Below are 12,695 nucleotides of genomic sequence, written 5' to 3' on the forward strand. Positions count from 1 at the left end.
TCCCCCGGGTCCGGCCCGGACGCCGCCCCGACGGCCGGTGACGGCCCGGGCCTCCCGAAGCAGGGGCGGCACGGCCCTGCGCGGGCCGCCCGGGTTCTTCCTCCCGACGTCGGGCGGCGCGTTGGGCTGCGGTCAGTCGGCGGCTTGTCCCACAGCGGAGCCGGCCTCCTGAGTGGCGGCCCAGGAGGCGAGCAGCCGCAGGCCCTCATCGGAGGGTGAGCCGGGTTCGGCGGTGTAGATGGTGAGGGTGAGTCCGGGTTCGGCGGCCATCTCCAGGCCCTCGTAGGCGAGGGTGAGGTCGCCGACGGCCGGGTGGTGGAAGCGTTTGGTGCCGGTGCCGTGATGGCGGACGTTGTGCGCGCCCCAGAGGGTGCGGAAGGCGTCGCTGCGGGTGGACAGTTCGCCGACGAGGTCGTGCAGGTCCTTGTCGTGGGGGTTGCGTCCGGCCTCGGTGCGCAGGATGGCGACGACGACAACGGCGGCCTGGTCCCAGTCGGGGTAGAACCGTCGGGAGGCGGGGTCGAGGAACTGGAAGCGGGCCAGGTTCGCCTGGTTCGCGGCCGTGGCGTAGACGTCGGCGTAGAACGCGAGGGCGAGCCGGTTGACGGCGAGCAGGTCCATGCGGCCGTTGCGGACGAAGGCGGGCCCGGCCGTGACGGCGTCGAGGACACATTGCAGGCTGCGGTGCGCGGTCCATGGCCGGGCGGTGCGGCGGCGGGGCCGGGTGAGGGTGTCGGAGCCGTCGGCGGCCTGCGCGAGGTTGAGCAGGTGGGCGCGTTCGGCGTCGTCGAGCTGGAGGGCGCGGGCGACGGCTTCGAGGACGGCCGGGGAGACGCCGCCGAGATTGCCGCGTTCCAGCTTCGCGTAGTACTCCACGCTCACATCGGCCAGGGCGGCGACCTCGCTGCGGCGCAGGCCCGGTACGCGCCGGCGGGTGCCGGAGGGCAGCCCCGCCTGTTCGGGGGTGATCTTCGCTCGCCGCGAGGTGAGGAACTCGCGGACCTCTGCTCGGTTGTCCACGCCTTCGACGGTACGTCCCGCCGGCGGCCACAGGGATGTACTGGCGGTACACCCCTTCGTGGTGCCTGGCTACCCGCGTGAGGTGCGGGTTACCTGGATGACGTGGTGCTTTCCGCCCGGCCTTTTCACGGCGGGGCGTGCACCTGGCCCTGCACTCGGCGACGGCCGCGGATCTCCCGGCCGTACCGCCACGACACGCAAAGGAAGCCCTCTCATGCGCGGCGCAGTGATCCACGCCCCCGGCGACATCCGCTTCGAGACCCTGGACGATCCGCAGCTGCTCCATCCGACCGACGCGATCATCCGGACGGCCGTGACCTGCGTGTGCGGCTCGGACCTGTGGCCCTACCGCGGCGCGGAGCCGATCGGCGGTCCGCATCCGATGGGCCACGAGTACGTCGGCTTCGTCGAGGAGGTCGGTTCCGAGGTCACCTCGCTCAGGCCCGGCCAGTTCGTCGTGGGCTCCTTCGCCACCTCGGACAACACCTGCGCCAACTGCCGAAACGGCTTCCCGTCCAACTGCCTGCACCGCGAGTTCATGTCCACCTGCCAGGCCGAGTACGTGCGCATCCCCAACGCCCAGGGGACCCTGGTCGCCACCGACGACGTGCCGGGGGAGGAGTTCTGGCCCGGTCTCCTGGCTGTCTCGGACGTGATGGGCACCGGCTGGTGGGCCGCGGACGCCGCCGAGGTGGAGCCCGGTTCCACCGCCGTGGTGGTCGGCGACGGCGCGGTCGGTCTGTGCGCGGTGATCGCCGCGAAGGAGATGGGCGCGGAGCGGATCATCGCCATGTCGCGTCACGAGCCCCGTCAGAAGCTCGCGCTCGCGTTCGGCGCCACCGACATCGTCACCGAGCGCGGCGAGGAAGGCGTCGCCCGGATCAAGGAGATGACGAACGGGATCGGCGCCGACAGCGTCCTGGAGTGCGTCGGCACCGCCCAGGCCATGAGCCAGGCCCTGCACGCGGCCCGGCCCGGCGGCAGCGTCGGCTTCGTCGGCGTCCCCCACGAGGTCGCCGTGGACGGGCAGGAGCTGTTCTTCTCCCACGTCGGCCTGCGCGGCGGCCCCGCCCCCGTCCGCCGCTACCTGCCCGACCTGATCGACCGCGTTCTGACCGGCGTGATCGCCCCCGGGAGGGTCTTCGATCTCACCCTGCCCCTGGACCAGGTCGCCGAGGGTTACAAGGCGATGGACGAGCGCCGCGCCGTCAAGACCCTCCTCACGCCCTGACCCCACTCCGCCCGCACACATGGGAGCAACCGTGCAGATCACCCGCAGCTCGATCGACACCCTCAAAGGCACCGCCGACTGTTTCACCGGCGACGTCTACATCGACCCCGTCGCCGCCGCGCCCGCGCCGTCCAGGGTCACCGCCTCCCTGGTGCACTTCATGCCCGGCGCCCGCACCCACTGGCACCGCCACCCGCTGGGCCAGACCGTCTTCGTCACCGAAGGGATCGGCCTGTGCCAGCGCCGCAGCGGACCGATCGAGGTCATCCGCCCCGGTGACCGCGTCCTGTTCGAGGCCGACGAGGAGCACTGGCACGGCGCCGCACCGAACCGGCTGATGGTCCACCTGGCCATCAACGAGGGCGACGCCGACCACGAGGTCGTGCACTGGCTGACCCCCGTCACCGACGAGGAATACGCCGGAGCCCCGACGACCGACTGAACCCCGCGCCACGCCGCCACGCCCCAGGCCCGGCTCCACGCGTGCGGCTCGTTGCCGGCGCTGGCCGCAGCCGTCCTGATCATGGGCGGCGCCCTCGCGACCTACACGTACATCAACCCCCTCCTGACCGACCGGGCCGGCATCCCGGCCAGTGCCGTGCCGCTCGTCCTGGTCGCCTTCGGCGCGGGCGCGCTGGGCGGCCCCGCGCTCGCCGGCCAAGCCCTCGCCTCCTCCCTCGGCGTCGCCGGACCGGCTCTCGTCGGCGCGCTCTTCGCGGCCCTGACCCTGCCTCCGCCGACCGCCCTGGCCGTCTCCGCCCAACGCGGCACGACCCGCGTCGTCGCCCAGGGCACCTTCGGCACTGGGGCCCCAGCACCGCAGGACAGGGCTGAGGCGACGTCGCTGCGCTCCTGAATCCGCCCCCTCCCCGCACGACCCGCAAGGAGTAACTCATGAACCCGACCTACGACTTCACCGGCCAGGTCGCCTTCATCACCGGCGCCAGCTCCGGCATGGGCCTGGCCGCGGCCCGTGCCTTCGCCGCCTCCGGCGCCGCTGTCGCCCTCGCCGACATCGACGAGGCCGCGGTGCAGGACGCGGTGAAGAACCTCACCGACGCAGGCCACCAGGCCCTCGCCCTGGTCTGCGACGTCTCCGACGAGGACCAGGTCGCCGCCGCCGTCGACCGCACGGTCGCAGTCCTCGGCCGCCTCGACATGGCCTACAACAACGCCGGCGTCCAGATCCCGCCGACCGACGCCGCCGACGAACCCCTCGACCAGTTCGAGAAGGTCCACGCCATCAACCTGCGCGGCGTCTGGGCCGCGATGAAGCACGAACTGCGCCACATGCGCGCACAAGGCAGCGGAGCCATCGTCAACTGCTCCTCCCTCGGCGGCCTGGTCGGCATCCCCGGACGGGCCTCTTACCACTCCTCCAAGCACGGCGTGATCGGCCTCACCACCAGCGCCGCCCTCGAATACGCCCCGCGCGGCATCCGCGTCAACGCCATCTGCCCCGGCACCATCGACACCCCCATGGTCCGAGACATGATCGCCAAGGGAGAACTCGACCGAGCCGAAGCCGAAGGCGACCAGCCCATCGGCCGTCTCGGCACCGCCGAGGAGATGGCCCAGGCCGTCCTGTGGCTGTGCAGCCCCGGCGCCGGCTTCGTCGTCGGGGTCGCCCTCCCCGTCGACGGCGGTTACACCGCCCGGTGACCCGACGCCAGCCCGGCCCCAGCCACCCGAGGCGTTCCACCGCCGCACGGCGGTCGCATACAGGAGGGACCCCGAACCCCGGCGTCTCCGAGCTCGGACTGCTGCGTCCCAATTCCGGCGTCTTCGAGCTCGGACTGCCGCGTCCCAGGATGAGCCGCGGCGGCCAAGCGCACTCCCGGCGGCAGGCGCGGGGGTGCGCCGGGCTCAATGGGCGGGTGGCGGGCTCGCGCGCTGTGCCGAAGGGCCCGTGGCGCGGGGTCCTGTGCGCCGTGGCGAAGAGCCCGTGACGGGGGCTCCCGCGCCGTGCCGAAGGGCCCGTGGCGGGGGGTCCTGTGCCGTGGCGAAGAGCCCGGGATGGGGGCATCCTGTGCCGTGCCGACGCACCCGTGGCGTGGTTCGGGTGGTGATCGGCTCGGTTCTGCTGTTCCCTGATGGGCAAGCGACCGCTTAGTATGCCGTCGGACCCGGTCAGACGAAGCAGTCCCGTGGAGGCCCCGCATGCAGGCATGGCAAGTGCACGAGAACGGCGAGCCGAGCGAGGTGATGCGCCTCGCGGAGGTGGAACGGCCCACCCCCGGCGACGGCCAGGTACTGCTGCGCGTACGTGCCGCCAACGTCAACTTCCCGGACGCGCTGCTGTGCCGGGGCCAGTACCAGGTGCGTCCACCACTGCCCTTCACGCCGGGCGTGGAGATCTGCGGCGAGACCGAGGACGGCCGCCGGGTGATCGCCAACCCCGCGCTGCCGCACGGCGGTTTCGCCGAGTACGCCCTCGCCGACGCCCGCGCCCTGCTGCCCGCCCCCGACTCGCTGGACGACGCCGAGGCCGCGGCGCTGCACGTCGGCTACCAGACGGGCTGGTTCGCGCTGCACCGCAGGGCACGCCTGGAGGCGGGGGAGACCCTGCTCGTGCACGCCGCCGCCGGCGGTGTCGGCAGTGCCGCCGTGCAGCTCGGCAAGGCGGCGGGGGCCACCGTGATCGGTGTGGTCGGCGGCGCGCGGAAGGCGGCCGTGGCCCGGGAGCTGGGCTGTGACGTGGTCGTCGACCGCCGCGCCGAGGACGTGGTCGCCGCCGTGAAGGAGGCCACCGGCGGCCGCGGCGCCGACGTGATCTACGACTCCGTCGGCGGCGACGCCTACGCCCAGTCCGCCAAGCTGGTCGCCTTCGAGGGCCGGATCGTCGTCGTCGGCTTCGCGAGCGGCACCATCCCGAGCCCCGCCCTCAACCACGCCCTGGTGAAGAACTACTCGATCCTCGGCCTGCACTGGGGCCTGTACAACACCAAGAACCCGAAACTGGTCCTGCGGTGCCACGAGCAGCTCACCGAGCTGGCCGCACGGGGCGCGATCAAGCCGCTGGTGAGCGAGCGGGTGCCGCTGGACGGCGCCGCCGCGGCCGTTCAGCGGGTCGCCGACGGCGTGACCACCGGCCGGGTGGCCGTCGTCCCGGAGAAGGGAGCCGTGGCATGACCGACGCCGAGGAACTGCGGAACCGCACCCGGGAGCTGCTGGCGGCGCACCCGCCCGCCGGCACGGACCGCCTGGAATTCCTCCGGGCCCGCTTCGACGCCGGCCTGGCCTGGGTGCACTACCCGGAGGGGCTCGGCGGCCTGGGCGCTCCGCGCTCCCTGCAGGTCGTCGTGGACGCCGAACTGGAGGCCGCGGGAGCACCCGACAACGACCCGCGGCGCATCGGCATCGGCCTCGGCATGGCCGCGCCGACCGTCCTGCGCTACGGCACCGAGGAGCAGCAGCGGCGCTATCTGCGCCCCCTGTGGACCGGGGAGGAGGTCTGGTGCCAGCTCTTCAGCGAGCCCGGCGCCGGATCCGACCTGGCCGCACTGCGCACGCGTGCCGTGCGGGACGGCGACGACTGGGTGGTCGACGGGCAGAAGGTGTGGACGTCGAGCGCGCACGTGGCCCGCTGGGCCATCCTGATCGCCCGCACCGACCCGGACCTGCCCAAGCACCAGGGCATCACCTACTTCATCTGCGACATGACCGACCCGGGTGTCGAGGTACGGCCGCTGCGGCAGATCACCGGCGAGGCCGAGTTCAACGAGGTCTTCCTGACCGGCGTCCGCATCCCCGACTCCCGCCGCCTCGGCGAGGCCGGCGACGGCTGGCGGGTCGCCCAGACCACGCTGATGAACGAGCGCGTCTCCATCGGGGGCATGCGCCTGCCCCGCGGGGGCGGCATGATCGGCCCGGTCGCGAGGACCTGGCGGGAGCGCCCCGAACTGCGCACCCACGACCTGCACCAGCGCCTCCTCGGGCTCTGGGTGGAGTCCGAGGTCTCCCGCCTCACCGCCGAACGCCTGCGCCAGCAGCTCGTCGCGGGCCAGCCCGGCTACGAGGGCTCCGGGACGAAGCTCGCCTTCGCCCGCCTGAACCAGGAGATCAGCGGCCTGGAGGTCGAGCTCCTTGGCGAGGAGGGCCTGTCGTACGACGACTGGACCCTGCGCCGCCCCGAGCTGGTCGACTTCACCGGCCGTGACGCCGGGTACCGCTATCTGCGCTCCAAGGGCAACAGCATCGAGGGCGGGACCAGCGAGATCCTGCTGAACATCGTCGCCGAGCGCGTCCTGGGCCTGCCCGCGGAGCCGCGCACCGACAAGGACGTCGCATGGAAGGACCTGGCCCGATGAGCACACAGCCGGATCTCCTCTACTCCGAGGAGGAAGAGGCGCTGCGCGCCGCCGTCCGCGACCTGCTCACGGACCACTGCTCCCCGGCCGACGTGATCACCCGCACCGAGTCGGACGCCCCGCACGACCTCGCCCTGTGGAAGACCCTCGCCGCCACCATGGGCCTGGCCGGCCTTCTGGTGCCGGAGGAGCTGGGCGGCCAGGGCGCGTCCCACCGCGAAGTCGCCGTGGTCCTGGAGGAGCTGGGGCGGGCGGTCGCCCCCGTGCCGTACCTCACCAGCGCCGTGGTGGCCACCGAGGCGCTGCTCGCCTGCGGTGACGCCGACCTGCTCGGGCAGCTGGCCGCCGGGCGGACCATCGGCGCCCTCGCGGTCGCCCTGCACTCGGCCCCGGGTGCCGCCGTCAAGGTCGCGCGCGCCGAGAACGGCACGCTGCACGGCGAGTTGACCGGCATCGCGGACGCCGTCGCCGCCGACGTACTGCTCGTCCCGGCCGACGACGGCGGCCTGTACGCCGTGTCCGCGGACGCCGTGACGATCACGGCGCAGGTCTCCCTGGACCTGACCCGCCCGCTCGCCACCGTCACCCTCGCCGGTGCGGCCGGCCGCCGCGTCGGCGACGCCGGACCCGCCGTCCGCCGGGCCCTGCGGGCCGCCGCCGGACAGCTGGCGTCCGAACAACTGGGCCTGTCCGACTGGGCGCTGACCGAGACGGTGCGCTACCTGAAGGAGCGCAAGCAGTTCAACCGGCCGGTCGGTGGCTTCCAGGCCATCAAGCACCGGCTCGCCCAGCTGTGGCTGGAGGTCGTGAACCTCCGCGCCGCCGCGCGGGCCGCCGCCGACGCGCTGGCCACCGGCGAGGACACCGATGTCGCGGTCGCCGTCGCGCAGGCCTATGCGGCGCCCGTCGCCGTCCACGCCGCGGAGGAGGCGCTGCAACTGCACGGCGGGATCGGTATGACCTGGGAGCACCCGGTGCACCTGTACCTCAAACGGGCCAAGGCCGACTCGATCGCCTACGGCACGGCCGGGGCGCACCGCTCGGCACTGGCCGAACTGGTCGATCTCCAGGCACCCTGACCCACCACGGTGAAGCCCGCCCCACCCCCCGGGGCGGGCTTTTCCGCGTGCCTGCACGGGTGAAGTGAACAGAGGGCGGCGGTCCGGCCAACTCGGTCCAGGACCAGGCCGGTTGGGCGTCCGGCACCCGCATACTCTCCCCGGTCCCATCCGGCACCCCAAGGGAGGCAGCGCATGGCCCTCACCACCCGTCGCAGAGCCCTCACCACCCTCGGCGCCGCCCTCGCCGGGGCGGTCGTCCTGCCCGCCGCACAGGCCCGGGCGGCCGGCGGCCGGCCCGGCGGGCGCCCGCTGTGGCACGCCCACGCCCACAACGACTACGAGCACCCGCGCCCCCTGTCCGACGCGCTCGACCACCGCTTCGCAAGCGTCGAGGCCGACATCTTCCTCGTCGGCGACCAGCTCCTCATCGGACACGACGCCACCGACCTGGACCCGTCCCGCACCCTCGAATCCCTCTACCTGGACCCGCTCGCCGCCCGCGTGCGGGCCAACCACGGATCGGTGTTCCGGGGCCGGCACCGGCCGCTGCAACTCCTCATCGACATCAAGACGGAGGGCTCCTCGACCTACCTCGAACTCGACCGGCACCTCAGGCGCTACCCGCGCCTGTTCACCCGGTACGCGCACGGCCGCGTCCACCCCGGTCCGGTCACCGCCGTCGTGTCCGGCGACCGCGCGGCCCGTACGCCGATGGAGGCGCAGACCGAACGCCGCGCCTTCTACGACGGCCGGCTCACCGACCTCGGCGGCGGCGCCCCCGCCCCCGCCTCCTTCGTCCCGTTGATCAGCGACAACTGGACACTGAACTTCACCTGGGCGGGCGACGGTCCCTTCCCGGACGCGGAGCGGCGCAAGCTGCGCGGCATCACCGCCGCCGCCCACGCACGCGGACAGCGGATCCGGTTCTGGGCGACTCCGGACACGGCGGGCCCGGCCCGCGACGCCCTGTGGGCCGAGCTGCTCGCCGGGCGCGTCGACCACCTCAACACCGACGACCTCGCGGGACTCGAGGCCTTCCTGGACGCCCATCCGTTCGGGTAACACCACACGATCGGAGGACATGTCAGCCGCCCGGCGGAACCCTCCGCTACGCCACACTTGCGGCCGAACGCCGCTCACGGGGCGCGGCGGAGGAGGTTCCGATGGCCATTTCCATCTCTGTGGTGCTGCTGCTCCTGATCCTGGCGGTGGTCTTCATGCGCAACGGCGCGCTGAAGGTCTCCCACGCCCTGGTCTGCATGCTGCTCGGCTTCTATCTGGCCAGCACGAGCATGGCGCCCACCATCCACAGCGGCCTCACGGCGACCGCCGACCTCGTGAGCGGCCTGCGGCCCTGAGGCCGCGGGGCCGCGTCAGCCGGCCGAGAAGACGCCGATGCCGTTCGGCACCGGGCGCTCGGCGCCGCCGCTCGGATGATTGCGGACCGTCACGGCCGTGGCGTCCGCGCCCCGGGTGACCAGCTCCGTCGAGCCGCCGCCGTCGAGGTTGAACGCGTCCGACGCCCCCAGCATGCGCATGGTGTCCGCCTCCTCGGCCACGGTCATGCCGGTCCGGTAGGCCGCCGCTCCGTCCAGCGCCAGGATCAGCAGCTGCCGTCCGCCCGCCGTGAATCCGACGACCGTGCGCACCGCCGAGGTGGCGTCGTCCAGACCGGACAGCGGTCTGCCGTCGCGCAGGACGGGGAACCCACCGATCGCGAACGCGTACGGCACCCCGGACGTGGCCGCCACCAGGGTGTGCGTGACCGTCACCGGGTCACCGACGGAGAGCGCCCGCAGCTGGCGCGCACCTTCCTCGCGGCCCACCAGGACCGTGGTGTCCGCGGGGATCGGGCCGCTGCCCGGGTCGCCGGACGCGGAGACCACCTGGCCGCCGCTCACCTTCACCTCGTAGGTGTCGGTGCTGCACGGCGCCGAGCGCTGGGTGTCGGTGCCGCAGACGGCGCGCTCCCGGGAGGCGCCGCCCCACTTCGCGGTGAAGGCGCCGACGGAGTTCTGCGGGAGCGCGTACTGGTTGAGCCCCTTCAGGGTCAGTTTGCCCTGCGGTGTGCCCACGGAGCCGACGAGGGCGAGGCGGTCCAGGCGGGCCCGCCCGTCGGTGCCCACGCCGAAGACGTCCCGGGTGTTCGTGCCGGGTGGCAGCGAGGGCCCGAACCGCTGGCCCTCTGGTACCGCCGCCTTGAGCACCTGCCCGGCCGCGACGGCCGGCCCGACGGGCGCCCCGGTGGCCTCCACGCCCGGGTGCTGGGTCTCGGTGATGTTGAAGAAGTCGCCGTTGACCCCCGCCGTCGCCCCTGCCGAGTCCGCCAGCCGGGAGACGGTCGCCCGGGCCGCCACGGCACCCGGGTGGAGCAGGTCGACCCGCACATGCGAATCGCCCAGGTCGACCGTGAGCAGATGGGCGTGCGCCGTACCCGCGGCCGCGTCGATGTCGAACTGCCGGTAGCCGACTCCCGGCGCGATCCGCCGGCCCGCGGTTGCGGCATCGGCCGGTGCCGCCTCCGCCGGGGCCGCGCCGGCCAGCACACCCCATGCCGTGACAACCGTGAGTACCGCTCCGCCCGCTGCCGAACGCCTGCGACGCCTGGTCACCGTGCCCCCTGATGTCTCGTCAACCGACCCTGTGTGAGGGGCAGTGCACCAGACGACGGCGACCGATGTGCTGACTAGGCGTCAACTACGCGAGAACGGGTGAGGAAACGCACCCCCTCGGGTGCCTCCAGCGAGAAGCCGCTGCCCCGACCCGGCACGACGTCGACGATCAGCCGGGTGTGACTCCACACCTCGTACTGACTGCGTGACATCCAGAAGGTGACGGGCTCCCCGACGCCTTCCACCGACAGTTCCGCGAGCAGCACGTCGGAGCCGCCGGTGCGGAACTCACCGTCCGGGTAGCACATGGGCGCGCTGCCGTCGCAGCAGCCGCCGGACTGATGGAACATCAGCGGGCCGTGTGCGGCGCGCAGTCGGCGCACCAGCTCGGCGGCCTGCGGGGTGAGTTCGACGCGGGGGACTGTCTCTTCCATGGCACCGTCCTGGAGAGCGGGGGCGTCGGGCCCGGTCCAGTCTCACGGATGCTCAGGAAATCGTCCAGAAGGCGTCGTTGCCCGGCCGCCCCGTACGGGACGGGACGCGGCCGATCCGGTCGTCGGCCACGGGCGGGTGGGGCCGCCGGGCCGGGCCGCTGCCCGGCCCGCCCGAGAGGCCGGGCGCATGCGGTCTCAGGAGCGGTGCCGGGCGCGGCGGGACCGCCAGGTCTCGATCAGCAGGGGCAGCAGCGACGCGACGACGACCACGCCGACCAGCGGCAGCAGATAGTCGTCGACGTGCGGGACGGAGGCGCCGAGGAGGTACCCGGCGAGGACCAGCGTCTGCGACCACAGGACACCGCCCAGGGTCTGCCAGAGCGTGAAGGGCCGCGCGGGCACCCCGAGCGCACCGGCCACCGGGTGCAGGACCGTCCGCAGCACCGGTACGAACCGGCCGATCACCAGCGCCTTGCCGTAGCCGTACCGGGCCAGCAGCTCCTCGGCCCGCGCCGCCGCGCCCTTCACCCGGCGGCGGGACGTGCGCGCCAGCACCGCCCGCCCGCCGTGCCGCCCGATCAGATACCCGACCTGCCCACCGGCCACCGCCCCCACCGCCGCGCACACCAGCACCTGCCACAGCGACAGCCGCGCCTCCTGCTGGGCGCTGCTCGCGCACAGCACACCGGCCGGGAAGAGCAGGGTGTCACCGGGCAGGAAGAAGCCGACGACCAGCAGACCCGACTCCGCGAAGATCACCGCCAGGACCCCCAGCGCGCCGAAGGCGGCCAGTACCGAAGCGCTGTCCAGCGGATTGACGGCGATCACCGGCCGAGCCTCCTGGCCTCGCTGAGCTGCTCGCGCCACCGGCACCGCTCGCCCGCCGGCACCGCGTGCCCGACCGCAGCGCGTGCCCAGCGGCGAGACCGCCGTGCCGATGCCGCTCGGACGACCCAGCGTACCGGCCCGGGCCCCCGGGCCCCCGGGGGCCGTGCCGCTAGGGCCTGCGCCGGCGGCCCGGCGCCCGTGACGCGGGCTTGACCCCGGGAGGCGGGGTGTCCACCTGTGCGGCGTCGAGGATGTGCTCGCCGTACAGGTCCTGCAGCCAGTTGGTCTGGTAGATGGTGTCGAGGTAGCGCTCGCCGAGATCCGGCGCGATGGCCACCGCCGTGACGTCGTGCGCGTCGTGCCGGGTCAGCCAGTCCGTCGCCCCGCTGACCACCGTCCCGGTGGAGCCGCCGAACAGGAAGCCACGCCGGGCCAGGCGGTGGCACGTGCGGATGGTGTCCGCCTCCTCCACCCGGACCACCTCGTCCACGTAGGACTCGTCGAGCAGCGGTGGGCGCATGCTCATGCCCAGGCCTGGGATCATCCGCCGGCCTGGTTCACCGCCGAAGGCCACCGAGCCCATGCTGTCCACGGCGACGATCCGCACCGGCCGGTGCCACTCGCGGAAATAGCGCGCACAGCCCATCAGGGTTCCGGTGGTGCCCGCCCCGATGAAGACGACGTCCAGTTCCGGGAACTCGCCGGCGATCTCCGGGGCCGTCGTACGGTAGTGGGCCCGCCAGTTGCCCGGGTTGGTGTACTGGCTGAGCCAGACGTAGCGCTCGTCGGACGCGCACAGTCCACGGACGTACTCGATCCGTGTGCCCAGGAAGCCGCCGTTGGCGTCCTGGTCGGACACGACGTGCACCTCACTGCCGAGTGCCTCCATGAGGAGCCTGGTCGACAGGTTGCAGCGGGAGTCCGTCACGCACAGGAACCGGTAGCCCTTGCTCGCCGCGATCATGCTGAGCGCGACGCCCAGGTTTCCGGACGAGGACTCGACGAGGACGGAATCCGGCTTCAGGACTCCCTCGCGCTCGGCCGTCTCCACCATCTCGTTCGCGGCCTTCAGTTTGATGGAGCCGGCGAAATTGAAGCCTTCGCACTTCAGATAGAGCGGGTGTCCGCAGATCGACTCGAGGTCGACGAAGAGCTGGCCTTCGTTGAAGGCGTAGGGAGCCGAGATGACAGGCACGGCG

The 12,695-nt window shown here is 73.1% G+C and carries 14 protein-coding genes; 9 read left to right on the forward strand and 5 right to left on the reverse strand.

The features are described 5' to 3' along the window. Window positions 1–132: 132 nt before the first annotated feature. Window positions 133–1,020 carry a helix-turn-helix transcriptional regulator gene (locus ACGFT2_RS00835; RefSeq protein ID WP_393272085.1) on the reverse strand — a complete coding sequence of 296 codons (888 nt, stop codon included), beginning with the start codon at window positions 1,018–1,020 and terminating at the stop codon, window positions 133–135. Between the two features lie 214 nt (window positions 1,021–1,234). On the opposite strand from ACGFT2_RS00835, the gene ACGFT2_RS00840 reads away from it, so the two are divergent. From ACGFT2_RS00840 to ACGFT2_RS00880, 9 genes are all read left to right on the forward strand, one after another. Next, window positions 1,235–2,251, forward strand: a complete 1,017-nt coding sequence (locus ACGFT2_RS00840; protein ID WP_393272086.1) for a zinc-dependent alcohol dehydrogenase family protein — start codon at window positions 1,235–1,237, stop codon at window positions 2,249–2,251. A gap of 31 nt (window positions 2,252–2,282) precedes the next feature. Continuing rightward, the gene (locus ACGFT2_RS00845; protein WP_393272087.1) at window positions 2,283–2,693 is read left to right on the forward strand and encodes a cupin domain-containing protein; all 411 of its coding nucleotides are present in this window, start codon (window positions 2,283–2,285) and stop codon (window positions 2,691–2,693) included. Window positions 2,694–2,774: 81 nt separating this feature from the next. Next, the gene (locus tag ACGFT2_RS00850; protein WP_393272089.1) at window positions 2,775–3,107 is read left to right on the forward strand and encodes a hypothetical protein; all 333 of its coding nucleotides are present in this window, start codon (window positions 2,775–2,777) and stop codon (window positions 3,105–3,107) included. A gap of 38 nt (window positions 3,108–3,145) precedes the next feature. After that, window positions 3,146–3,913, forward strand: coding sequence for an SDR family oxidoreductase (locus tag ACGFT2_RS00855; RefSeq protein ID WP_393272091.1), 768 nt, complete (start codon window positions 3,146–3,148; stop codon window positions 3,911–3,913). Between the two features lie 498 nt (window positions 3,914–4,411). Further along, the gene (locus ACGFT2_RS00860; protein WP_393272093.1) at window positions 4,412–5,383 is read left to right on the forward strand and encodes an NADPH:quinone oxidoreductase family protein; all 972 of its coding nucleotides are present in this window, start codon (window positions 4,412–4,414) and stop codon (window positions 5,381–5,383) included. After that, a complete protein-coding gene (locus tag ACGFT2_RS00865) occupies window positions 5,380–6,561 on the forward strand; it encodes an acyl-CoA dehydrogenase family protein (RefSeq protein ID WP_393272095.1) in 1,182 nt (393 codons plus the stop codon). Before ACGFT2_RS00860 ends, ACGFT2_RS00865 begins: the two co-directional genes overlap by 4 nt. Continuing rightward, complete coding sequence (locus tag ACGFT2_RS00870; RefSeq protein ID WP_393272096.1) at window positions 6,558–7,640, forward strand: acyl-CoA dehydrogenase family protein; 1,083 nt, start codon at window positions 6,558–6,560, stop codon at window positions 7,638–7,640. The genes ACGFT2_RS00865 and ACGFT2_RS00870 overlap by 4 nt, the downstream gene beginning before the upstream one ends. A gap of 174 nt (window positions 7,641–7,814) precedes the next feature. Continuing rightward, window positions 7,815–8,684, forward strand: coding sequence for a phosphatidylinositol-specific phospholipase C/glycerophosphodiester phosphodiesterase family protein (locus ACGFT2_RS00875; RefSeq protein ID WP_393272098.1), 870 nt, complete (start codon window positions 7,815–7,817; stop codon window positions 8,682–8,684). A 101-nt stretch (window positions 8,685–8,785) separates the two neighbouring features. Then, a complete protein-coding gene (locus ACGFT2_RS00880; protein ID WP_393272099.1) occupies window positions 8,786–8,980 on the forward strand; it encodes a hypothetical protein in 195 nt (64 codons plus the stop codon). Between the two features lie 15 nt (window positions 8,981–8,995). Here the strand turns inward: ACGFT2_RS00880 and ACGFT2_RS00885 are convergent, their stop codons facing one another. The 4 genes from ACGFT2_RS00885 to sbnA all read right to left on the reverse strand — a co-directional run bounded on the left by ACGFT2_RS00885 (window position 8,996) and on the right by sbnA (window position 12,691). Next, window positions 8,996–10,234, reverse strand: a complete 1,239-nt coding sequence (locus ACGFT2_RS00885) for a phosphodiester glycosidase family protein (protein ID WP_393272101.1) — start codon at window positions 10,232–10,234, stop codon at window positions 8,996–8,998. A gap of 74 nt (window positions 10,235–10,308) precedes the next feature. Then, window positions 10,309–10,668 (reverse strand): DUF779 domain-containing protein, encoded by a 360-nt coding sequence (locus tag ACGFT2_RS00890; protein ID WP_393272103.1) that lies wholly within the window; start codon window positions 10,666–10,668, stop codon window positions 10,309–10,311. Window positions 10,669–10,863: 195 nt separating this feature from the next. Then, window positions 10,864–11,496 (reverse strand): DedA family protein, encoded by a 633-nt coding sequence (locus ACGFT2_RS00895; RefSeq protein ID WP_393272105.1) that lies wholly within the window; start codon window positions 11,494–11,496, stop codon window positions 10,864–10,866. A 169-nt stretch (window positions 11,497–11,665) separates the two neighbouring features. Then, the gene (gene sbnA, locus ACGFT2_RS00900; RefSeq protein ID WP_393272107.1) at window positions 11,666–12,691 is read right to left on the reverse strand and encodes a 2,3-diaminopropionate biosynthesis protein SbnA; all 1,026 of its coding nucleotides are present in this window, start codon (window positions 12,689–12,691) and stop codon (window positions 11,666–11,668) included. Window positions 12,692–12,695 lie beyond the last annotated feature (4 nt).

Origin of the sequence: Streptomyces sp. NPDC048514, assembly GCF_043199955.1 — a bacterium.
In the GTDB taxonomy this organism is placed as follows: domain Bacteria; phylum Actinomycetota; class Actinomycetes; order Streptomycetales; family Streptomycetaceae; genus Streptomyces.